General features: G+C 72.9%; 18 protein-coding genes. 5 read left to right on the top strand and 13 right to left on the bottom strand.

Features of this window, described 5'->3' with window-relative positions:
* Positions 1-50 precede the first annotated feature (50 nt).
* From CP974_RS10385 to CP974_RS10375, 3 genes are all read right to left on the bottom strand, one after another.
* Positions 51-899 (bottom strand): carbohydrate ABC transporter permease, encoded by an 849-nt coding sequence (locus CP974_RS10385; RefSeq protein WP_031131465.1) that lies wholly within the window; start codon positions 897-899, stop codon positions 51-53.
* 3 nt (positions 900-902) lie between these two features.
* Positions 903-1910 (bottom strand): carbohydrate ABC transporter permease, encoded by a 1008-nt coding sequence (locus CP974_RS10380; RefSeq protein WP_150485793.1) that lies wholly within the window; start codon positions 1908-1910, stop codon positions 903-905.
* A 529-nt stretch (positions 1911-2439) separates the two neighbouring features.
* Positions 2440-3801 (bottom strand): ABC transporter substrate-binding protein, encoded by a 1362-nt coding sequence (locus CP974_RS10375; protein ID WP_031128903.1) that lies wholly within the window; start codon positions 3799-3801, stop codon positions 2440-2442.
* A 629-nt stretch (positions 3802-4430) separates the two neighbouring features.
* Here CP974_RS10375 and CP974_RS10370 point away from each other — a divergent pair.
* Positions 4431-5459 carry a LacI family DNA-binding transcriptional regulator gene (locus tag CP974_RS10370; protein WP_031128905.1) on the top strand — a complete coding sequence of 343 codons (1029 nt, stop codon included), beginning with the start codon at positions 4431-4433 and terminating at the stop codon, positions 5457-5459.
* Between the two features lie 165 nt (positions 5460-5624).
* Here CP974_RS10370 and CP974_RS10365 read toward each other — a convergent pair whose 3' ends face one another.
* Positions 5625-6191 carry a TetR/AcrR family transcriptional regulator gene (locus tag CP974_RS10365; RefSeq protein ID WP_031128907.1) on the bottom strand — a complete coding sequence of 189 codons (567 nt, stop codon included), beginning with the start codon at positions 6189-6191 and terminating at the stop codon, positions 5625-5627.
* A gap of 87 nt (positions 6192-6278) precedes the next feature.
* On the opposite strand from CP974_RS10365, the gene CP974_RS10360 reads away from it, so the two are divergent.
* Positions 6279-6740, top strand: coding sequence for a nuclear transport factor 2 family protein (locus CP974_RS10360; protein WP_031128909.1), 462 nt, complete (start codon positions 6279-6281; stop codon positions 6738-6740).
* Positions 6741-6845: 105 nt separating this feature from the next.
* On the opposite strand, the gene CP974_RS10355 is transcribed toward CP974_RS10360, so the two are convergent.
* Entirely contained in the window at positions 6846-7229 is a 384-nt protein-coding gene (locus tag CP974_RS10355) for a VOC family protein (protein ID WP_031128910.1), read from the bottom strand.
* Between the two features lie 316 nt (positions 7230-7545).
* On the opposite strand from CP974_RS10355, the gene CP974_RS30110 reads away from it, so the two are divergent.
* The gene (locus CP974_RS30110; RefSeq protein WP_031128912.1) at positions 7546-8370 is read left to right on the top strand and encodes a bleomycin resistance protein; all 825 of its coding nucleotides are present in this window, start codon (positions 7546-7548) and stop codon (positions 8368-8370) included.
* Between the two features lie 98 nt (positions 8371-8468).
* On the opposite strand, the gene CP974_RS10345 is transcribed toward CP974_RS30110, so the two are convergent.
* Positions 8469-10202, bottom strand: coding sequence for a glycoside hydrolase family 6 protein (locus CP974_RS10345; protein ID WP_031128913.1), 1734 nt, complete (start codon positions 10200-10202; stop codon positions 8469-8471).
* 790 nt (positions 10203-10992) lie between these two features.
* On the opposite strand from CP974_RS10345, the gene CP974_RS10340 reads away from it, so the two are divergent.
* Complete coding sequence (locus CP974_RS10340) at positions 10993-13914, top strand: glycoside hydrolase family 48 protein (RefSeq protein WP_031128915.1); 2922 nt, start codon at positions 10993-10995, stop codon at positions 13912-13914.
* A 126-nt stretch (positions 13915-14040) separates the two neighbouring features.
* On the opposite strand, the gene CP974_RS10335 is transcribed toward CP974_RS10340, so the two are convergent.
* The 7 genes from CP974_RS10335 to CP974_RS10305 form a co-directional block, all read right to left on the bottom strand.
* On the bottom strand, positions 14041-15999 hold the full coding sequence (locus tag CP974_RS10335; protein WP_031128916.1) for a rhamnogalacturonan lyase: 1959 nt from the start codon (positions 15997-15999) through the stop codon (positions 14041-14043).
* 285 nt (positions 16000-16284) lie between these two features.
* Entirely contained in the window at positions 16285-18534 is a 2250-nt protein-coding gene (locus CP974_RS10330; protein WP_031128918.1) for an ABC transporter permease family protein, read from the bottom strand.
* Positions 18531-19205 carry an ABC transporter ATP-binding protein gene (locus CP974_RS10325; RefSeq protein WP_031128920.1) on the bottom strand — a complete coding sequence of 225 codons (675 nt, stop codon included), beginning with the start codon at positions 19203-19205 and terminating at the stop codon, positions 18531-18533. Before CP974_RS10325 ends, CP974_RS10330 begins: the two co-directional genes overlap by 4 nt.
* Positions 19206-19308: 103 nt before the next feature.
* On the bottom strand, positions 19309-19680 hold the full coding sequence (locus CP974_RS10320) for a hypothetical protein (RefSeq protein WP_037936641.1): 372 nt from the start codon (positions 19678-19680) through the stop codon (positions 19309-19311).
* Positions 19681-20093: 413 nt separating this feature from the next.
* On the bottom strand, positions 20094-20672 hold the full coding sequence (locus CP974_RS29585) for a DUF6415 family natural product biosynthesis protein (RefSeq protein ID WP_031128924.1): 579 nt from the start codon (positions 20670-20672) through the stop codon (positions 20094-20096).
* Positions 20669-21001, bottom strand: coding sequence for a hypothetical protein (locus tag CP974_RS10310; RefSeq protein WP_031128925.1), 333 nt, complete (start codon positions 20999-21001; stop codon positions 20669-20671). Before CP974_RS10310 ends, CP974_RS29585 begins: the two co-directional genes overlap by 4 nt.
* Positions 21002-21092: 91 nt before the next feature.
* Positions 21093-22346 (bottom strand): helix-turn-helix domain-containing protein, encoded by a 1254-nt coding sequence (locus tag CP974_RS10305; RefSeq protein WP_031128926.1) that lies wholly within the window; start codon positions 22344-22346, stop codon positions 21093-21095.
* Between the two features lie 216 nt (positions 22347-22562).
* On the opposite strand from CP974_RS10305, the gene CP974_RS10300 reads away from it, so the two are divergent.
* Entirely contained in the window at positions 22563-22883 is a 321-nt protein-coding gene (locus CP974_RS10300) for a 4a-hydroxytetrahydrobiopterin dehydratase (protein WP_373276727.1), read from the top strand.
* Positions 22884-22917: the final 34 nt, after the last annotated feature.

Raw genomic sequence — 22917 nt, 5'->3', positions numbered from 1 at the left:
GGGGCGGCCACCGGGCGTGTGCCGGCCGGCAGGCGGCCGGCACACGTCCGTCAGTTCTTGACCGCGCCCGAGGTGATGCCGCCCACGATGTGCTTGCCGAGCAGGGCGAAGACCACCAGCAGCGGCACCGTGGAGATCAGGGCGCCGGTCAGGACGATGGCCTGGTCGATGGTGTGGTTGCCGGAGCCGAGGCCGGCGAGCGCGACCTGGAGGGTCGGGTTGCCGTCCGGGGTGAGGGCGATGAACGGCCAGAAGAAGTCGTTCCACGCCTGGACGAAGACGAGCATGCCGAGCACCGCCATCGCGGGCCGCGCCACCGGGAAGACCACGTGCCAGATGATCCGCAGGCTGTGGGCGCCGTCCACGCGGGCCGCCTCGATCAGCTCGACGGGCAGCGCCTCCAGCAGGTACTGCCGCATGAAGAACACGCCGAACGCGGCGACCAGCGACGGCAGCACGACCGACTGGAGCTGGTCCACCCACCCCAGGTCCGTGATGATCTGGTAGAGCGGGATGACGCTGAGCTGGGGCGGGATCGTCATCGTCGCCACGACCAGGGTGAGCAGGACGTTGCGGCCCCGGAAGGGCAGCTTGGCGAAGGCGAACCCGGCGAGCGTGGAGAACACCACCGTGGAGGCGGCCACGAGCCCCGCCACGATCGTCGTGTTCACCAGGGCCTCGCCCATGTCCACCTGGTTCCAGGCGAAGGAGAGGTTCTCGAACAGCCGGGGGCCGGGCAGCAGCGGCGCCGGCGCCTCGACCACCCGCTCGCCCGAGTGGGAGGCGGCGACGAGGTTCCAGTACAGCGGGAAGAGGGACACCAGGGCGGCGAGCCCCAGCAGGACGTACGTCACGGGCCCGGCGTGGTGCTGGCGCCCGGCGGTCTGCTTCAGCTTCATGGTTCAGGCCCCCGACTTCCGGCGGTTGACGCGTCCGGCCACCAGCCGCAGGCCGCCGATGAGCAGCAGGAGCAGCAGCATCACCCAGGCGATGGCCGACGCCTGGCCGAGCGCGCCGGTCACCCAGCCCTTCTCGTACATGAGCAGGCTCAGTGTCTGGAACTGGTTGCCGCTGCCGCCGCTGACGCCGAGGCTGCCGCCGAACAGCATCGGCTCGCCGAACAGCTGCGTCGCGCCGATGGTCGAGACGACGATGGTGAAGAGGATGGTGGGGCGGATGGAGGGGATGGTGATGCTGATGAACTGCCGCCAGCGGGACGCCCCGTCCAGCGAGGCCGCCTCGTAGAGGTCCTGGGGGACGGCCTGCATCGCGGCGAGGTAGATCAGCGCGTTGTAGCCGGTCCACCGCCATGTCACGATCACCGAGATGGCGATCTGCGCGGGCCACCGGGACGACTCCCAGCTGACCGGCTCGAAGCCGACCCAGCCGAGCACCGTGTTGATCAGCCCGTAGTCGCTGTTGAACAGCTGCGCGAAGACCAGTGTGGCGGCCGCGATGGAGGTGGCGTACGGGGCGAGGACGGCGACCCGGAAGAAGCCCCGGCCGCGCAGCTTGTAGTTGAGCAGGTGCGCGAGGCCCAGGGCCATGAGGAGCTGCGGGACGGTGGAGATGACGCCGATGGTGAAGGTGTTCGCCAGCGCGTTCCAGAAGAAGTCGCTGTCCCAGAGGCCGGTGTAGTTGTCGAACCCGCGCCACTCGGCCTCGCCGCCCAGCTCCACCCGGTGGAGCGACAGCCACCCGGTGTAGATCAGCGGGAACAGCCCGAACGCGGCGAAGCAGAGGAAGAACGGCGCGACGAACGCGTACGGGGTCGCCTTGAGGTCCCAGCGGTAGAGCCTGCTGCGCCAGCCGGTGTGCGCCGGGGTCGGTGTGGGTTTCCGGGATGCGGGGGGCGGAGGCGGGGCGGGCGGCGGGGTGCCGTCCGCCGCCGCCCGGACGGAGGTGGCCACGAGGGGCGTCCTTCCAGGTCGGTGCGTACTGGGGCGGGAGGGGAGGGCCGGGGCGGGCGGGACTGCCCGCGGGCTCGGGTGTGCCTGCCCGCGCCGGCTCGGGTGGGTCCGGGTGTGCCTGCCCGCGCCGGCTCGGGTGGGTCCGGGCGGGCCTGGACGACGTGTCCGGGTGGGTGCGCGGGCCGGTCTGGACGTCGCTCGGGTGGGTGGGTGCGCGGGCCGGTCTGGACGTCGCTCGGGTGGGCGCGGGCCCGGACGGGGCCGGGTGCACGGGGGTGTTTCGTCCGCGCGGGTGGGGCTGTGCGGCGGGGGGTGGGGCCGGTGCGTGCGGGGGCGTGCTCGCGCGCTGGGCGTACCGCCGCGGTGCGTTGCGGCGTACCGGGGCGCGTACCGGCCCGCTCGGGCGCCGCGCCCGGTCACCGTGGGCCGTACGGCCCCGCGCCCGGTCCTCCGGCCCCCGGTCCTCCGGGGTGGGCCCGCACCGCGCGGCCCCCCACGGCCGGTCGCGCGGTGCGGGCGGTCGGGCGCCCTACTGGGCGATCTTGTCCTCGACCAGCTTCCGCACGTTCTCCCACGCCTTCTCGGGCGAGGTGCCGCGCTGCTCGATGTCGAGGATGCCGTTGTCCGTGATGAACGTCTTGACCTGGCCGTCGTGGCGGCTGACCGGCGCCGGGGTGATCCCGGCCGCGGCCGACGAGTAGATCCGGCCGACGGGGGTGTCCCCGAAGTACGCGATCTTGGCGTTCTGGACGGCCGGCGAGGCCAGCGTGTCCTTGGTGGACGGGATGTTGCCGTTGACGCCGAAGACCTTGGCGTGCTGCTCGGGCGCGGTCAGCCAGGCGGCCAGCTTGGCGGCCTCCTCGGCGTGCTTGCCCGCCTTCGGGACGGCGAGGAAGGAGCCGCCCCAGTTCCCGGCGACGGGCGGGGCGGCGATGTCCCACTTGCCCTGGTTGGCGGGCCCGGCCTGGTCCTTGATGATGCCGGTCATCCAGGACGGGCAGGCGACGGTGGCGAACCGGTTGTTCTTGAACCCGGCGTTCCAGGTGCCCTTCTCGTCGAACTGGCGCAGCTTCGCGGTGATGCCGCTGCCGGCGGCGTCGACGGCGAGGTTCCAGGCGGTCTTCACGCCGGGGCTGTTCTCCCAGTCCAGTTCGCCCTTGTCGTCGGCGTACTGCCGGGGCTGGCTGGACAGCACGGCGTTGAACAGGCCGCTGGCGGAGTCGTGGAAGGCGGTCCCGGCGGGCGCGTTGCGCTGGTACGTCTTGCCGGTCGCGACGAACTTCGCCCAGTCGCCCGCCCACAGCTTCGCGACCTGCTCGCGGTCGGTGGGCAGCTTGGCCTTGGCGAAGAGGTCCTTGTTGTAGCAGACGGCCATCGGGCCGATGTCCGTGCCCAGGCCGATGACCTTGCCGTCGGGGGTGGTGGCCTGCCTGACCTTCCAGTCCAGGAACGCGGAGGTGTCGGCGCCGCCGGTCTTCGACAGGTCGACCCACTTGCTCCCCATGGTGGGGCCGGTCGCCTCGGCGATGTAGCCGACCTCGACGGCCTGGATGTCGGCGAGGCCGCTGTTGCGGGAGAGGCGCAGCTTCAGGGTGTCCCAGTACTTCTGGCCGTCGGCGACGTTCGACTCGACGATCTTGATGTTGGGGTGGAGCTTCTCGTACTCGGCGTAGAGCTTGGCGCCGTTCTCGTTGTCGTAGCCGAACGACCCGAAGGTGCCGATCCGCAGGGTGATCTTCCCGCCGTCGCCGCTTCCGCCGTCGCCGTCGGCGGAGTCGCCGCTCCCGCCGCCGCACCCGGCGATCAGGGCCGTGCAGGCCAGGAGGGCGGTCGCCGCCAGGGCGGGCCGACGTCTGCGGGCCAGGTCACGGGTGCTGCTGGTAGTGCGCATTCTCCACTCTCCTCGTCCAGGGTGGTGCTGGTTGTGCGCCGGGTGTGGTGGGCAGGGCGGGCGCCGGGGGCGGCCGGGAACCGCGTGTCGTGCCGCGGATGGGGCGGCGTGCGGCGGCTCGCACGCCGAGGGGCACGGGATGCTGTGGGAGCGCTCCCACACCGCATGCCCGGAAGGTTGCTGCCTGGCGGGTGCGGGTGTCAAGGGATGGGCCCGAATTGGTGCGGGAGGGGCGGGGTGCGGGTCGCCGCCGGGGGTCGCGGCCGGTTGCCCCGAGGGGCCCCCTTCTGCCCTCCGGGGCGCCCCTTCCCGGTTCTCGGAGGCGCCCGCACTCGGTCCTCGGAGGTGCCTGCCCTCGGTCCTCGGAGGTGCCTGCCCTCGGGTCTCCGGGGTGCCCGCCCTCGGATCTCCGGGGGAGCCACTGGAGACGGGCGCCACGATCCGCTAGCGTGGGAGCGCTCCCACTACCCAGGGTCAGGACTTCGGGCCTCCCGCTGCGGCCGGGGAGCGTGCAGGCTCTACTTTGACTGCATCGGAGGCTTCGCGACCCGGCCGGGCGCGCGGCGGCTTCCCGGCTCCCGCCCGGCGGCGGGCCGGCGGGCTGAGGACTGGACGGGAGACGTGACGCGATGGCGGTGAACGGACGGCAGGGGGGCAGGCCCACCCTGGAGGAGGTCGCGGCCCGGGCCGGCGTCGGGCGGGGCACGGTGTCCCGCGTGATCAACGGCTCGCCGCGGGTCAGCGACCGCGCGAAGGCCGCCGTCTCCCGCGCCGTCGCGGAGCTGGGCTACGTGCCCAACCGCGCAGCCCGCGCGCTGGCCGGCGCCCGTACGGACGCGGTGGCGCTGGTGATCCCGGAGACGGAGGCCCGGCTGTTCGCCGAGCCCTACTTCCTCGACATCATCCGCGGGGTGAGCGCCGAACTGGCCGACGCCGACAAGCAGCTGCTCCTCACGCTGATCCGGTCCAGCCAGGAGCGGCAGCGGTTCGAGCAGTACCTGGCGGCGCAGCGCGTCGACGGGGTGCTGCTCGTGTCGGTGCACGCCGACGACCCGCTGCCGGAGGTGGTGCGGGGGCTGGACATCCCCGCGGTGCTCAACGGCCGCCGCTCGGAGGCGGAGCCGGTGGCGTACGTCGACTCCGACAACGTGGGCGCGGGCCGCTCGGCGGTCGCGCACCTCGCGGAGGGCGGTCGCCGCCGGATCGCCACGATCACCGGCCCGCTGGACATGTACGGGGCGCGCTGCCGCCTCGACGGCTACCGCCAGGGCCTGGCGGCGGCGGGCCTGACGGCCGACGAACGGCTGGTCGCCGCCGCCGACTTCACCGAGGAGGGCGGCCGGCGGGCGATGCGCGAGCTGCTGGGGCGGTGCCCGGACCTGGACGCGGTGTTCGCGGCGTCGGACGTGATGGCGGCGGGCGCGCGGATGGAGCTGCGGGAGGCGGGGCGGCGGGTCCCCGACGACGTGGCGCTGGTCGGCGTGGACGACTCGGCGGTGGCCCGGCACATGGACCCGCCGCTGACGAGCGTGCGCCAGCCGATCGAGGAGATGGGCCGTGTGATGGCCCGCGTCCTGCTCCAGGAGATCGCCGGCACGGCGACGGAGCCGCGCCAGCTGGTGCTCCCCACGAGGCTGGTCGTCCGCGACTCGGCCTGACCGCGTGCCGGGCCGGCCGCCCGCGGCTCGGGCCCGGCCCCCGGCTCGTGGCTGACCGGCAAGACGTACGTCAAGTCGGGCGTCAACGAGGTCGTCGGCTACGACCCCGTCAAGGCACGCCCGGCCGGTCCTCCGCAGCTCGGGCCCGGCCCCGCGCCCCGCCGGTCAGGGTGTCCCGAGCAGGGTCGCGGCGGCCGCGCGGGCGTGGCCGGCCGGGGCCGGGTCCCCGCTGATGCCCGCCGTCACGATCGCCCCCTCGGCGAGGAGGCAGACCGCGTCGGCCACCGGCACCCCGGTGGCGCCGACCCATGCGGCGACCTGGTCGTGGAAGGCCCGCTTGTGCGCCCGGACCTCGGCCAGCACCGCCGGGGAGGAGGAGCCGAGCTCCCCGTGGGCGTTGATCCAGGCGCACCCCCGGAAGCCGGGCCGCGCGAACCACTCGGCGAGCCAGTCGAAGACCGCCAGCACCCGCTCCCGAGGGTCGCGCACCCGCTCCACCGAGGCGGTCAGCTCCCCCCTCCACCGCAGGTCGCGCCGCCGCAGCACCGCGACGACCAGGTCCTCCTTCGCCGCGTAGAACCGGTAGATCCGCTTCAGCGGCAGTCCGGACGCCGCGCGCACCTCGTCCATGCCGACGGCCTGGATGCCCCGCTCGTAGAAGACCCGCTCGGCCGCGTCGAGCAGCGCCTCGCGGTCCAGGCGGTTCTGCTCCTCGGTGATCGGGGCCGGCATCCAGGGCTCCTTGACGTAGAGAACGGGCGTTCCCTACCTTAGTCCGCACCAGTGGAGAACGTGCGTTCTCTACATGAGGAGGTCACCGTGCAGGAAGATCGTCCGCCTCGTCCGCCGTTCGACCGCGACGCGGCGCTGATCAAGGTCCAGGCCGCCGAGGACGCGTGGAACACCCGCGATCCGGAGCGGGTCGCGCTCGCCTACACGCCGGACTCGGTGTGGCGGAACAGGGACGTGTTCCTCGAGGGCCGCGAGGAGATCGTCGCCTTCCTGACCCGCAAGTGGGAGCGGGAGCGGGACTACGCGTTGCGCAAGAGCCTCTGGGCGTACGACGGCGACCGCATCGCCGTCCGCTTCCAGTACGAGTGGCGCGACGCGGAGGACCGGTGGTGGCGCGCCTACGGCAACGAGCTGTGGGAGTTCGACGAGCGCGGCCTCATGCGGCGGCGCGAGGCGAGCATCAACGACACGCCCATCGCCGAGGCCGACCGGCGCATCCGCGGCCCCCGGCGGGCGGACGAGCGCGGGTCCGGCATCCCGCTCCGGTAGGGCGCGCCCCCGCTCCCGCCCCCCTGCTTCGTGCCGCGCCCGCCGCGCCCCGCCGGTGGGGGCGGGGTGCGGCGGGCGCGGTGGTGCGGTCGGCCGGTCGGCCGCTCAGGCGGGGCGCGCGTACGGGCGCGTGATGATCTCCATGTTGTGCCCGTCGGGGTCCTCGAAGTAGGCGCCCCGGCCGCCGAAGAGGCTGTTGGTCCGGCCGGGCTCGTTGTGGTGCGGGTCGGCGTAGTACGTGACGCCGGCCGCCTCCAGCCGGCCGATCATCGTGTCGAACTCCTCGTCGGGCACGAGGAACGCGTAGTGCTGCGAGGCGATGGGCCCGTCGGCGGCGTAGAAGTCCAGCGTCACGCCGTTGCCGGTGTCGACGGGGAGGAACGGCCCGAAGGGCGCCCCGACCTCCAGGCCGAGGATGCCGGCGAGGAAGTGCGCGGAGGCCGTCCTGTCGGACGCGTGGACGACGGTGTGGTTGAGATCGGCGGCCATGGGTGACCTTTCCTGCGTGAGTGCGTGAGTGCGTGTGTGCGTGTGTGCGGGGGTGTCGGAGCGGACGGCGGCGCGCCTGCGACGGCGCGCCTGCGACGGCGCGCGGCACTTCCCGGCGGGCCCCTGGCCCGCCCCGCCCTCACGAGGAGGCCGGGGACTTCTCTCGCTCAGGCCCTCGCGGGGCCGACCCGGCAGTCACGCCTCGACCCTAGGCCGCAGGTGATCGTTCGGACCACGCGTTTCCGGCCGATCTCCCTGCGGGTGTCCCGGGTATCCCCCTTGGAGGTGCTACTCAAGTTTGACTAGTCTGCCCTGCATGGGAGAGCTGACGATTCCGGTCCTGCCGTGCCGGACCCTTGAGCCCGTACTCGACTTCTACACCGCGCTCGGCTTCGACGTGACGTTCCGCCAGTCGAGCCCCAATCCGTACGCCGTCGTCAGCCGGGGCGCCGTGCAGCTGCACTTCTTCGGGATGCGGAGGTACGAGCCCGCCGCGTCGTACAGCACGTGCGTCCTGCGCACCGACGACGTCGACGCCCTGCACGAGGCGTTCCGCGCCGGGTTGAAGGCGGCGTACGGGCGGGTGCCCACGCGGGGGCTGCCGCGCCTCGGGGCGCTGCGGACCGCCTCGCACGGGGTGCGGCAGTTCCTGATGACCGACCCCGGCGGCAACTGCGTGCGCGTCGCGCAGGACCTCGGCGGCGACCAGCACCACCGGCCCGCCCCGCCGGGGGCCGTGGCCCGCGCCCTGCACCAGGCGGCGCTGTTCGCCGACTCGCGGGAGGATCCGGCCGCCGCCGCCCGCGTCCTGGACCGGGTTCTGGACCGCGTGCCCGGCCCCGTGCCCGGCCGGACACGGGACGCGGCCGGCCCGGAGCCGTCCGGTACGGAGCCCGCCGGGCCGGAGCCGTCCGGTACGGAGCCCGCCGGCCCGGAGCCCGCCGATCCCGCCGCCCCGCGGCCCACCGCCGTGGAGCTGCTGCGCCTGCTCGTCCTGCGCGCCGACGTCGCCCGCCGCCTCGGGGACGAGCGCACCGCCGCCGATGCCCTCGCCCGCGCCCGGGCGGTCGCCCTGGACGGCGCCGGACGGCGCGAGGCCCGGGACGACCTCCGGCGGCTGCGGGAACTGGAAGAGGACTGAAGCGGGCGCCCCGACATGGGGAGCCCCCGCGCCCGGGCGTGGACCGCGCCGGGTGCGGGGGCCGGTTCAGGAGCCGGTACGGGGACCGGCTCGGGGCGTCAGAGCGCCGGGTGGGCGTTCTTCAGCAGCTCCTGGAACTGGGCCGAGAACCAGTGGCCCGCGACGGGGGCGTCCGGGAGGGCGCCCGACATGTTGTTGTTGTTGCGGGGGTTGCCCGTGTAGGTCGGGTCGCACATCCGGTCGAAGCCCTTGCCCTCGTCGTTCGGGATGGCCTTGCTCGACCCGTCCGACTCGCCCGGGGGCTTCATCCACACGTAGGCGTCGATGCCCGGCTCCGGGGCGGCCTGCGGCCGCTCGCCGAGGCCCGCGCCGGCCTGGTTGCACCAGTTGCCGAGGTGGATGCGGCGGTCGTAGCGCCCGCCGTCGACGTACGTGTCGACGCTGGTCGTCGCGCCCGGTCCGGTGGGCCGGGCGGTGCCGCCCCAGCCGTTGCGGGAGGTGTCGATCAGCATGCCGAGCTTGCTGTCGAAGCCGATGCGGACCAGCTCGTTGCGCATGGCCTGGGCGTACGACAGCTCGTCGGTGTAGCGGTTCCAGTCGACCCACTTCGAGGTGCGCACCGACTGGCCGTTGACCGTGTCGTTGATCGTGAAGTGGTCCTCCTTCAGGGCGCTGTAGTTGGCCGTGTTGACGATGAAGCCGTGCACGTTGGCGACGGTCGAGCCCTCCGCCGTCGCCGCCTGCTTGAAGATCTGGGCGGACGCGCCGAAGTTGTCGTCCCAGCCGAGCCAGCCGTGGTGCCCGGCGTCCACGTAGTTGTAGACGTTCTTCACCGCGCCGAGCTTGGCCAGCGCGTACCCGACGCCCTTGACGTAGTTGCCGTTCGCCTTCATGACGTCGCAGTTGGGCGTGGCGGTCGGGCGCGGGGTGACGTTCGTGACCAGGTTCGGCAGGCTGTCGATCTCGACGGTCGTGACGATCCGCAGGCCGGCGTACTTCGGGTCGGCGAGGATCTGCGCGATCGGGTCGATGTACTCGGTCTTGTACCGGCCGATCTCCGTCGGGCCCAGCTCGCCGTTGGAGGCGAGGGCGGCGCAGTCGCGGCCCGGCAGGTTGTAGATCACGAGCTGGATCGCGAGCTCGCCGCTGCCCTTCTGGCGCAGGGCCTCGTCGAGGTGGTCGCGCAGCCCCATGCCGCCGTTGACGCCCTCGATGGCGGCGATCCGGTCCAGCCAGACGCCGGTCGGCTGGTCGGAGACCTTCGTGCCGCCCGGCTCGGCGGCGGCCTTCGCCGACCACTCCGGGTTCACGTAGACCTTGGCGCCCGCGTAGGGGTTGTCGACGCGGCTGCCGACCGGCGGCGGGTCGGTGGGCGGGTCGGTCGGCCCGGTGCCGCCGTTGCAGGTCACGCCGTTGAGCTTGAAGACGGCCGGCACCGCGTTCGTCCCGCTGTGCGAGGCGTTGAAGCCGAACGACGCGGACGCGCCGGTCGCCAGGGAGCCGTTCCACGAGACGTTCTTCGCGGTGACGGCCGCGCCGGACTGCGTGATCCCGGCGTTCCAGTGCTGCGTCACCTGCTGGTTGCCGCCGAAGGACCACTCCAGCGTCCAACCGCTGACGGGGTCGCCGGTGTTGGTGACGGTGACGTTGGCGCCGAAGCCGCTGCTCCACTCGTTGGTGACCTTGTAGTCGACCGTGCAGCCCGGGGCGGCGGCGCCGGCGGACGGGGACAGCACGGTCGCGGTGGCGCCGGCGGTGAGGAGCAGGGTGGAGGCGGCCAGCAGGGCTGTTCTGCGGCGGGGAGGTGACTGGGTGGTGCTGGTGCGGCTCATGGGGGTGGGGTTCCTCTCTGGTTCCGCTGTCTTCTGCGTTGGGCTGCTTCTCGGTGGCGCTGTTCCTCGTGTGCTCCGGGAGGGCGCGGGTGCGCCCGGACGTCCCGGTGCCCCGGGGGGTCGGGGTGGGGGTGGTGTGCGGCCGGTGCCGACCGGTCCACCCGGCGCGCGGAAGGGCGCGCGGGCAGGCGGCGGCCGGCTCCGGACCGGACGGTGTGGAGGCGCCGCGACCGCGACGGCTCCCGGACGCGGCCGGCCCTGGTCGCGGCCCGGCCGGTACGCCCGTCCCCGTACGCCCCGCCGGTGTGGACGGCGAGGGGGATGCGTACGGGATGCGTCGCCGGCCGGCGACGGGAGGTGGACCGAGCGCCACGGGACGCGGGTCCCGCCGGAAGGGCCACGGGACGCGGGCCCCGCCGGAAGCGCCACGGGACGCGGGGCCCCGTCGCGGCCGTCACGGTGTGCGGGTCCCGTGGGGAGTGCCACGGGACGCGGGGGTGGTGGGGGGTGTCACATGAGCGACTCCTCGCAGCTCTGGCGCGTGCCTGACGACGCACCGACTGGGTGGAACCGCTCCCACTGGTGCCGCCGACCGTAGCGCTCCGCTGCCGTCAAGCAACAGAGGGAGAGCGGAGTTTTTCTTTCGAACTTCTTCGGCTCTTCAAGCACCTTGACCCCGCACGGCCCCCTCCCCATAGTGGGAGCGCTCCCACTGGTTCGACCGGTTCAAGGCTTGTCACCCCGAGCACCCCCACCGCTCCTCCCGCTGAGCCGCTAGGAGGGACACCGCATGTCACCAGGACCTCGTACGGGTCACCGCAGACGGCTGACCACCGCCCTCGCCGCGATCCTCGCCCTGCCGCTGGGCGTGGGCGCGGCCGACGGCGCCCCCGCCGAGGCACGGGCCGCCGCGGCCGTGCAGTGCAGCGTCGACTACAAGACCAGCGACTGGGGCTCCGGCTACACCGCCGAGCTCACCCTCACCAACCGGGGCACCGCCCCCATCGACGGCTGGACCCTCCGCTACGACCAGACCGGCGACCAGCGGCTGGCCAACGGCTGGAGCGGCGTCTGGTCCCAGACCGGCAAGACCGTCACCGTCACCCACGCCGACTGGAACAAGACCGTCGCCGCCGGCCAGGCCGTCACCACCGGCGCCCAGTTCACCTACAGCGGCACCAACGCCGCGCCCACCGCCTTCACCGTCAACGGCACCCTCTGCGCGGGCGCCCACCAGCCGCCCATCGCCGTGCTGACCAGCCCGGAGCCGGGCGCCACCTACACGGCCGGCGACCCGGTCCCGCTGGCCGCCACCGCGGCGGCCGCCGACGGAGCCACCGTCAGCAAGGTCGAGTTCTACGACGACACGACCCTGCTGGGCACCGACACGACCGAGCCCTACACCCTCACCGCCGGGCAACTGGCCGCGGGCAGCCACTCGCTGTACGCCAAGGCGTACGACAGCCGGGGCGCCGCCGCCGAGTCGGCGCCCGTCGGGATCACCGTCGCCGCCGGGCCCGCCCTCGTGGCGACCCCCGCCCAGCTGGCCGTACGCCAGGGCGAGTCGGCCGCGTTCGAGGTGAGGCTGTCCACCCGCCCGGCCGCGGACGTCACGGTCGCCGTCGCCCGCGCCTCGGGCACCACCGGGCTCACCGCCGCCCCGGCCACGCTCACCTTCACCCCGGCCGACTGGGACACCGCCCGGAAGGTGACCGTCACCGGCGCCGCCTCTGGCACCGGCTCGGCCGTCTTCGCCGTGACCGCCCCCGGCCACACGAAGGCCGAGGTCACCGCCACCCTGCTGGACGGCGACTCCACGTACGACGCCCGCTTCCTGGCCATGCACGCCAAGATCACCGACCCGGCGAACGGCTACTTCTCGCCGGAGGGCATCCCGTACCACTCGGTCGAGACGCTCATCGTCGAGGCGCCCGACCACGGCCACGAGACGACGTCCGAGGCGTACAGCTACCTGATCTGGCTCCAGGCCATGTACGGCAAGGTCACCGGCGACTGGACCAAGTTCAACGGCGCGTGGGACACCATGGAGAAGTACATGATCCCCACCCGCGCCGACCAGCCGACGAACGACAAGTACGACGCCTCCAAGCCGGCCACCTACGCCCCCGAGCTGGACCTGCCGTCGCAGTACCCGGCGCCCCTCGACTCCGGCGTCGCCGCGGGCCGCGACCCGATCGCCGGTGAGCTGAGGTCCACCTACGGCACCTCCGACGTGTACGGCATGCACTGGCTCCAGGACGTCGACAACGTCTACGGCTTCGGCAACGAGCCCGGGAAGTGCTCCGCCGGCCCGGCGGCCGAGGGCCCGTCGTACATCAACACCTTCCAGCGCGGCTCGCAGGAGTCCGTCTGGGAGACCGTCACCCACCCGACATGCGACAACTTCACCTACGGCGGACGCAACGGCTACCTGGACCTGTTCACCGGGGACGCCTCGTACGCCAAGCAGTGGAAGTTCACCAACGCCCCCGACGCCGACGCCCGCGCGGTGCAGGCCGCCTACTGGGCCGACATCTGGGCCAAGGAGCAGGGCAAGGGCTCCGCGGTCTCCGGCGTCGTCGGCAAGGCCGCCAAGATGGGCGACTACCTGCGGTACTCGTTCTTCGACAAGTACTTCAAGAAGGCCGGGAACTGCGTCGGCCCGACCACCTGCCCCGCCGGCACCGGCAAGGACAGCGCCCACTACCTGATGTCCTGGTACTACGCCTGGGGCGGCGCCACCGACACCTCCGCCGGCTGGGCCTGGCGCATCGGCTCCAGCCACGCCCACAGCGGCTACCAGAACCCGCTCGCCGCGTACGCGCTCAGCGAGTACGCCCCGCTCAAGCCCAAGTCGGCGACCGGCGCCCAGGACTGGGCGAACAGCCTGGACCGGCAGGTGGAGTTCTACCGCTGGCTCCAGTCCGACGAGGGCGCCATCGCGGGCGGCGCCACCAACAGCTGGCAGGGCCGCTACGCCACCCCGCCGGCCGGCACGCCCACCTTCCACGGCCTCTTCTACGACGAGAAGCCCGTCTACCACGACCCGCCGTCCAACCAGTGGTTCGGCTTCCAGGCGTGGTCCATGGAGCGCGTCGCCGAGTACTACCACCAGAGCGGCGACGCCCTCGCCGAGAGCGTCCTCGACAAGTGGGTCGACTGGGCCCTGTCGGAGACCACCGTCAACCCCGACGGCACCTTCCGCTTCCCGTCCACCCTCCAGTGGTCCGGCAAGCCCGACACGTGGAACGCCGCCGCGCCCGGCCCCAACGCCGGCCTGCACGTCACCGTCGCGGACTACACCAACGACGTCGGCGTGGCCGGCGCGTACGCCAAGACCCTGACGTACTACGCCGCCAAGTCCGGTGACGCGGAGGCCAAGCGGGTCGCCAAGGCGCTCCTCGACGGCATGTGGCAGCACCACCAGGACCCGCTGGGCATCGCCGTCCCGGAGACCCGCGCCGACTACAACCGCTTCGACGACCCGGTGTACGTGCCGAGCGGCTGGACCGGCGCCATGCCGAACGGCGACCGGATCGACTCCTCGTCCACCTTCGCCTCGATCCGCTCCTTCTACCAGGACGACCCGGCCTGGTCGAAGGTGGAGGCGTACCTGAAGGGCGGCGCCGCGCCGGTCTTCACGTACCACCGCTTCTGGGCGCAGGCGGACATCGCGCTCGCCATGGGCGCGTACGCGGAGCTCCTCGAATAGCCCCGCGCCGGCTCCGCGCACGCCGGTAGCCGGGTGGGCCGCACGGCCCACCCGGCTTCCTCTCGCTCCGGTCACCGGCCCGCCCGCCCGCCCCGGCGACGGTGCCGGCCGGCCGGCCCGCCCCGGCTACGGTGCCGTGACCGCCGGACGCGGTGCGGGGCGCATCCCGGACCCGATGGGGAAGCTCGGGTGCGCGGGCTGGTTGTAGCCGGTGTTCTGCCAGGCCAGGCCCGTCCGGTACATGGTGTCGTGCAGCAGCGTCGTGATCCGGGTGTCCGTCGCGTGCGGGGTCGAGTAGATCCGCAGCGCCCGGTTGTCCGACGTGCGCCACACCACCTCCTCGCGCCAGTCGCCGAGGATGTCGCCGGAGAGCGCCGGGGTGGCCTTCGTGCCGTTGTTGGACGCCACGCCCGCCCCGGTCAGCAGCCGCGTGTCGCCGTTCGGGCCGTACTTGTCGACACGGGTGCCGTCGAGCAGTTCACGGGTCGTGTCGCCGTCCCACCAGGCGAGGAAGTTGACCGCCGAGGGGCGGCGCCCCTTCACCGCGCCCGCCTCGTCGCGGATGCTCCCGCCGGAGGTGGACCACACCTCGGCGCCGTCGTTGCCGGCCCAGACGTCCCCGGCGACGCCGCGGCCGTTGTCGCAGCAGGCCGCGAGCTTCCAGCGGATCGCCCCGGTGGCCGGGTCGACGTACAGCTCGGCGGGCTGGCCGCTCGACTCCGACACCTTGAAGTACTCCAGGCCCGGCCTGCCCGGATCGAAATCGCCGAGGTGCTGGGCGTCGCCGTGCCCGGTGCGGGTCGTCCACAGGCCGCGGCCGTCGTCGTCGACGGCCATGGAGCCGTACACCACCTCGTCGCGTCCGTCGCCGTCGACATCGCCGACGGACAGGCTGTGCGAGCCCTGCCCGTCGTAGCCCTTCCCGGCGTTGGTGGAGGAGTCGGTGTCGAACGTCCACCGCCGGGTGAACCGGCCGTCGCGCCAGTCCCAGGCGGCGATGACGCTGCGCGTGTAGTAGCCCCGCGCCGTGATCAGCGACGGCCGCGCCCCGTCCAGGTACGCGGTGCCGGCGAGGAACCGGTCGACGCGGTTGCCGTACGAGTCGCCCCAGGAGGCGACGCTGCCGCGGGCGGGCACGTAGTCCGTGGTGCCGAGCGCGGCGCCGGTGCGCCCGTCGAACATGGTCAGGTACTCGGGCCCGGCCAGCACGTAGCCGCTCGCGTTGCGGTGGTCGGCGGACGCGCTGCCGATGACGCGCCCCGCGCCGTCCCTGGTGCCGTCGGCGGTCTTCATGGCGACCTCGGCGCGGCCGTCGCCGTCGTAGTCGTACACCTGGAACTGCGTGTAGTGCGCCCCGGAGCGGATGTTGCGCCCGAGGTCGATCCGCCACAGCCGGGTGCCCTCCAGGGTGATCCCGTCCACGACGGTGTTCCCCGTGTGGCCGCGCTGGGAGTTGTCCTTGGCGTTGGTGGGCTGCCACTTGAGGACGAAGTCGAGGTCGCCGTCACCGTCGAGGTCGCCGACGGAGGCGTCGTTGGCCTCGTACGTGTACGCCACCCCGTCCGGTGTGGTGCCCCCGGCGGGCGGCGAGAGCGGCACGTCCCGGTACCCGGCGCGGAACTGGACGGCGTGCGGGGAGTCGCCCTGCTCGGCGCCGCCGACGACGGCCCGGACGGTGTAGTCGGCGTGGGCGGGGGCGCCGGCGTGGAAGTGGTTCGTGGAGCCGGTGATGGGCGCGGCGTTCACCTTGGTGCCGCCCCGGTAGAGGTTGAAGGCCACACTGTCGGGGTCGGTGCCCAGCCAGCGCCAGCTCACCAGGTTGCCGGTGCCGGTGTGGACGCTGACCAGCCCCCGGTCCAGCCGCTCGACCTGCCGGGCGGCGGCCCGCGCGGTGCGGCCGGGGGACGATCCGGTCCCGCCGGGCGCCTGCGCGGTGCGGGCGCCGTGCTGCGCCGCGCCGGGGGCGGCCTCCGAGGCGCCGGCGGGCGGTCCGGTGAGGGCGAGCGCGGCGGCCCCGGCGAGCGTCCCGGCGAGGGCGGCGGCCCCGAGGGCGTGGCGGGCGGTCCTTCTGCGCCTGTGCTGCACGGTGGTTCCTCCTGGAGGGAGAGGCGATGGGGGTACCTCCCAGTCGCCCCCGCCCGCCGAAGGGTTGCCGCGTCGGCGAAGCCCCTTCGGCGGGGTACGCACGCGCACCGCCCGCGCACGTACGCGCACCGCCCATGGGAGGTGGACCAGCGCCCACGGACTGCTTCCCCAGCTTCCGCCGAGCAGTTCCTCGCCGCCGCTCGCGAGTGCGGGCCACTCACTCCAGCCCTTTCCTCGTGAAGTCGCGCCCGAAGCTCGCGTCACTTCCCCTGTGCTGCCCCGCCCTCAGTCATGATGCGGGCGCCAGCGATCCGACTCGCGTACCGCACCGCGAGCGGCACACAGCGCCATCACTCCGGCCAGCGTCACCAGAGCCCCGGAGACCAGGGCGAGCGTGGAGCCCGGCAGCACACCGGTGCGTGGCGGTGTGGTCAGTGGCAGGGTGATCCAGACCCCGCCGATCACGCCGATCGCAGCTGCCACGCACAGGGGTGCCATCAGCGTCCAGGCGGCGACGGACGCGTAGACCCTCCGGCTTCCCGCGAGCACGCTCACAGGGGCGATGGCACGGGTGAAGCGCATGACCTCGGCCAGGTTGTTCATCGTGGCGGCGAAGGCGACGAGCAGCACGCCGAGGGTGCCGAGCAGCGGGATCCAGCGCAGCTGGTCGGAGAGGAGTTGCGCGCCGCCGATCCAGCTCTGTCCCAATGGCTCCACGGTGGCTAGAGGGCCGATGCCGGCATAGGCGGTGCGCTTGAGGTCCCGCAGGGGCAGGTCCTCGCCGTCCTGGTTGAACACCACGAGTTGTCCCGCCTCGCCGATGGGAGATCCGCGTTCGACGCTGATCCGGTCCGTGCCCGAGTCGGACACCAGTCGGCGCAGTGCCGGTGCGGCCGTGTTCGGGTCCGTGATGTAGCCGGCTCCCACGCTGCCGGGGCAGGCGAGTCCCAGTGCGGCAAGAGCCGGGCACTGCCCGCGTACGACGACGTCCATGCGTACCTCGGTGCCCGTCCCGGACCCGTCGGCTCCGTCCGGCCGCTCGCCGCTCATGGTGGTGCCGTATGCGATGGTCTGTGTGCCGACGGGCAGCGCACGGACCCACTGCTCTGTACGCGCTGGCGGCACACCCTGAGGGATATCGACCATCAGCATGCTCAGGCCGAGTTGGGCCCGAGCCTCACGCGCACCGCGGACGAAGCTGTCGTTGACACTCGGATACACCTGCACCACGCAGAGCAGGCCCACGGCTACGACGACTCCGGCGACCAGCCGGGTGAGGTATCCAGGCCGTCCCTGCGTCCAGCGCCCGGCCAGGAGGGTGCCGGGTGCTCCGCGTCGCCGGCCGAGCGCGGTGACGCCTCGTCCGGCGGCGGAGATCAGGAGCGCGGCGACTGCGGGGAGGGTGGCGAGGGTGCCAACCGAACCGCCCACAAGGACCAGGGTGAGCTCGGGGGTGGCTCCGGACCGGGCGGCCGCTGCCGGATACCAGCTCAGGACGAGCAGGCAGAGCGGACACAGGCACGCCAGCGCCTTCACGGCGCGTGAGCGGGGACGCCCCTGCGGGCGGGTGCTCCGGCCCGAGACAGCCGGGGGATGAAGTAGCACGACGGCGAGCGCGACGATCAGCGGAGCCGCGATCACGGCGGCGACCAGCACCAGGGCATGCTCGCGGAGATCGGCAGCGGCCAGCAGGTAGCCGGTCCACGGCACCCGGATGTCCGTCAGGAAGGCGGCCATGACGAGGGACCCGATCAGCGTGGTGCCGAGCAGGATCGGTGCTGCTGCTTCCCCGAGGCCGAGCAAGGAGACCTGCCACCGTGAGCCGCCCAGTGCGCCGATCAGCGCGACACGCCGGTCCCGGCCGACAGCACCGAGCCTGGCAGCCACGACCGCCAGTAGTCCGGCCGGGAGCAAGAGCATGGCGATGAGAAGGCTGAGGAACACACTCAGGGACTTGACGGAGGCCACGTCTCCGAGGGCCCAGGCCGACGGTGAGCCGAACCCGTGGATGCGGTACGCACTGTCGCCGTCGAGCGTCCCATCCGCAGGGCGCACATAGGCCAGACGCTCACCGGGGTCAGCCAGCCCTTCGGGCCCGATCTCACCTACCAGCTTGCCGTATCGGGTCGTGATGCCCTCGTCGTCCCCTTCTGCCAGCAGAGCGGGAGAGATCAGTGCCTCACCTGGTCCCGGCCAGCGTTCGACTCCGGGCGGCAGCGGGGCGCCATCGACGAGTGGCTCGATGAAGATGACGGAGAACTGCCGATCACGCACATGGTCACCCGTCTCCTTCCACAGCAGTGAAGGAGACTGCACGCCGCCCTCTGCCGCGTTCAGCAGCGGGGACCGGGCCGCGCCGCGCGTCTCGCGCGACTGATACGTCGCCCATGTGGCGGCCATGGCCGCAAGCGCCAACGCGAGTGCCACCGTGGCGCAGAGAAGCGCGACGAAGCGGATGCGGCCGTCCAGGGAGCCACGGCCTGCGGCACGCCCGGTCCTGAGCAACTGACGGGCCAGCGTTGCCTCGCGCGTCACCTGGCACCGCCGACCCGAGTCGCCGAAGTGTTCTCGATCAGGCGCCCCTCTGCCAAGGCATACCTGCGGTCCGCCCTAGCCGCCACGGTCTCGTCATGCGTGACGACGAGGACGGCGCATCCCCATCGCCTGGGCAGTGAGAAGAGCAACTCGGCCACGTTCTCGCGGTTGCGCGCGTCGAGCGAGCCGGTGGGCTCGTCAGCCAGCAGAAGTGTCGGCCGATTGACCAGTGCCCTCGCCACCGCCGCCCGCTGCCGCTCTCCGCCGGACAGATCCGCGGTCGGGGTCCCCTCCACCGGCACTCCAAGCTGCTCAAGAAGCTCCCTGGCCCGCCGGAACGCGGCAGACCGCTTCGCTCCGGCGAGGAGCGCGGCGAGAGCCACGTTCTCCAGCGGAGTGAGTTCCGGAAGCAGCTCTCCGAACTGGAACACCATGCCCACGCTGTCCCGGCGGTGCCGGGCGAGCGCCCGCGAGCTCAGCCCGGCCAGGTCGGTCCCGGCGATCGAGATCCGCCCGGCGTCCGGGCGGATCAAACCGAGGGCACAGTTGAGCAGCGTGCTCTTGCCGCTGCCGCTCGGCCCTGTCACCGCGGCCGACTCCCCCGGATGGACGCGCAGCTCCACCTCGTCGAGCAGGGTCCTGCCTGCGGCCGCATAGCGCAGGGCGTGCATGTCAAGGGCGGGGGGTGGTGTGTTGATCACCGAGTGGCCTTCTGCGGGGTGGGGGAACGGATACCAACCGTGGTGGCGGCCGAGGCCGCCACCACAGCGGGTGCTACATGTACTTCCAGCCGGAGCAGGGGTCGAACTGCAGTGGCACAGACTCGCAGATGCGCATCTTGTACAGGCGGCTTCCGGACCCGGAAGTGGTCAGGGTTCCGGCACCGGTCTTGTTCCACAGGTTGCGCTCGGTGTCCGGGCTGGCCGTGCGGTAGTAGGTGTTGTAGACCGGGTTGTAGGCGTCGCCGTCCAGGCTGCTGTCCCATGCCCCGGCGTAGGCGGAGGTGCTGCCCGCAGCGTTGTTGTAGGCCCGCGCTTCGCCTGTCCCGGAAAGCGCTATGTACTGGTAGGCCGAGGCCGGCGCGACGCCTAGCATGACGATACCGGCGACGAGCCCAACTCCGACCGACAGTCTCTTGGTGAGCAAGATGACTCTCCTATCGATTTGTTTCGAGGACGATCGAAACCCTGTCGTGTCTGTCGACGTGACGTCAACTCCTTTTGACTTCAAGCTAGTTGTGTTGATGGCGGCGCAAGTTCTCATCGGCCTGTGATCAGTGCTCGAGCCCTGCCAGGGGCGGTCTCACAAGGCATTCCGATGAAGCCGCTGTCCTGGACCGTCCCGTCTGCCGACCGAGGTGCCTGGATACTCATCGTCCCGTTCAGCTGTTCAAGGGCGGGTCAGCAGCAAGGCGGGCATCTGCGGGTGTCGCAGGCGCCGCCCGCCGCCGTAGAAGTGCAGCGTGAAGGTCTCCGACACAGGCAGGCCCGCCTCTTCGTACGTGAACGGCCACGCCCCGGCCGCCGTCCGCCCCGGCCGGCGTGACCGGGGCGGGGCCGCTACGTCGGCGTGCCGGGGACGGCGGACGTCCGGCCGGGCGTCGACTGGTCCAGGCGGTCGGTGAGGACCAGCAGCGCGTGCGCCAGCCGCAGGGCGTGCGCCGCCTCGGCGCCGGGCCCGCGCGGCCGGTGGTCCAGGTCACCGAGCGCCCGGTGGACGTCCGCCTCGGCGGCGCGCCGGTCGGCGTGCTCGTACGGGAGGCCGTCGACGGCGTCCCGGACGGCGGGGACGAGCTCGCGCAGCATGCCCCGGTACATGACGGCCAGGGAAGCGGCGACGGCTGCCGGGAGGTCGACGTCGAGGGCCTGCCGGGCCATGGCGCGCATCGTCGCGGTGTCGACCGGCAGCGGTGCCCGTGCCGCGACGCACGCCCGGCAGCCGCGCGGCCACCAGGTCAGCACGTAGTCGACGGACGGCGTGGTGTAGGGCCGGTGTCCCAGGTCGGCGGCGGTCTCCGGGGAGAGGACGACGGCGCACCAGACGCAGGCCGTGCCGTGCCGCTGCTCGCCGGTGAGGCGGGCCCGGTCCGGCACGGGGATGCGGCGGCGGGCGCTCAGGGGAAGCGTCGGGGCCGTCACCGGGCGCCCCCGCGCAGCATCCGGGCCCGCTCGGCGGGCGGCAGGACGTACGGGCGCACCGGCGAGGCCTCCTCGAACAGGACACCCCCGAACAGGGCGGGTTGCCGGGCGGTGCTGCGGGGCGCCTGAGCGGCCGGTCGGCGTAACCGCGCGCACACGGGGCCCAGGGCCGCCGGTGTACGGCCGACGATGTGGAGCGCCCGGTCGGGAGCGGGCTTGCCGTCACGGGGCCGGACGGCCCGTGCGGGGGTGTGACGCACGGCCAGGAGGGCGGCGACCCGGCGCAGGGCGCGCCGGAGACGCGTGGGCGGGCGTCGGTGGTGGGGCATGTGCTCTCCGTCGGTGCCGGTGGTGAGTGGACCGGCACCGACCGTAGGAGCTACGCGGACGGGTGAGGGGCCCGGTTCGGGCCCCTATGCCTCATGCGGCGAGCACACCGATCCTCACCGCGAGAGCCGCAGCCCGCTGACGGCGCTCGGAGAATCGAGACTCCGCCTCCTCCAGCACGATCCTCCGGGCGTAGCCGTTGTAGCGGATCGTCTCCGGCGCCGCCTCGTGCGCCTGCTCCAGCGTCGAGAGGGCCGTCTCGTGCTGTCCGTCCAGGTAGTACGCGCGAGCCTGCTCGATACGGTGCCGGGCCCGGCGCGGTCGCGACTGGATGGCCTCGGCCTCGGCCCGAGCGGCCTGCCTCGCCGACTCGCCGCCCTTGCGCAGTTCCACGGCCACGGTCACCGCGTGGGCGTCCATGATGTGCCGCCCGAAGCTCGTCACCGGGTGCACGTAGCCGGCGGGAAGGCCCTGCGCCATCCGCGCCGCGCGGTCCCACCAGCCCCAGGCCGTCCCGGTCTCGAGGCGGCGGGCGGCGGTGTACGCGACCTCGAACGTCAGCGCTCCCGCGATGGCGCGGACCTCGGTCGACGCGTCCGGGAGCAGCGGCCGGAGGAAGCGCAGCGTCCGCTCGGCGACATCGTCCGCCGCGTCGAAGTGCGCCGGGCCGCTGTCCCGGTGTGCCTGCGCGGCCAGCCATGCCGTGACGCCGATCGCGTGCGGGTCCTCCGACTCCTGTGCCGCCACGAGAGCCCGCTCGGCCACCCGCCACAGCAGCGCCGCATCGGGCTGGTACGCGAGGAAGAACTGGGCGAGTGCGTACACCTCGCTCAGTGCCGCCTGCGCGGCTCGCCGTTCGGCGGCCGACTCGGCGGCCCGCACGGCGACCTGGGCGTCGCGGATGAGCCCCGGCAGCAGGTCCCCCAGCACGGCCCGGTGATTGGGGGAGGAGTGCCGTGCCCGCCAAGCCATGGCCAGGCGGGCACGGAGATGGTCCGTGCGCGGCGGGGGCGCGTCCACGCCGAACGGGAAGGCGTTGATCGCGGCGGCCACGGCGGGCAGCTTCTCGTGTCCGGGACCGATGAAGAGCTGCACATCCGCCTCGGAGACATCTCCCACCAGCTCGTTGAGACTGCGGACCCGCAGAGCCTCGGCGATACGCAGGATCTCCGGGAGGCGGGGCATCCTCATCCGGCCCGTCTCCACCTTCTTCACCCACGACGCGTGGTGACCGAGAAACCCGGCCAGCTGCTCGCGGGTCATCCCGCGACGGCTGCGGAGGATCTGAACGCGCTGTCCGAAGCGGACGGGGTCCTCGTACGGGTCCGGGGTAGCAGCAGATGACACGGCCTTGCCCTCCCTCTGTGCGGCTGGACACGGAAACGGTACCCGCGCAGCCACCCGGTCGACCCGAAACGCCCATGGGGGCAACCGGGTTGGAGGTACACGCATTCAGAGGCTGGCGTGGCGGGACGAATCGACAGGCTATGCGGCCATGACACGATGCCCGAGTCGGTCAGGACCTGTCGGACGTCCTGGCGCCTGTCCGGGAGGGGAATGGACGTGGCTGAAGCACCGGTTCCGTTGACGGAGGAGGAGATCGGGGTCGCCCTGGCGGGGGTGCCCGGGTGGAGGCGGGCGGGCGACGAGATCAGCCGCTCGTACGCGATCCGCTATCACGGCGGTGTGGCGATGATCGTGCACGTGGCGGACGTGCAACGGCTGATCGGCCACCACGCGGACATCGACCTGCGCTGGGGTCGGGTTCGGTTCGGCATCACCACCCACGACGCCGGGAACCGGCTGACCGCCGCCGACTTCGACCTGGCCGCGCGCATCGACGCCATCGCCCGCGCCCACGCGGCGGAGCCGGTGGCTGACTGATCCTGGTCCGGTCCCGCCTCCTGCTTGAGCGTGG

This window comes from Streptomyces fradiae ATCC 10745 = DSM 40063, from assembly GCF_008704425.1.
Classification (GTDB): Bacteria; Actinomycetota; Actinomycetes; order Streptomycetales; family Streptomycetaceae; genus Streptomyces; species Streptomyces fradiae.
Note: the sequence above shows the minus strand (reverse complement) of the source record. Positions and strands in the feature narration are given on the sequence as shown.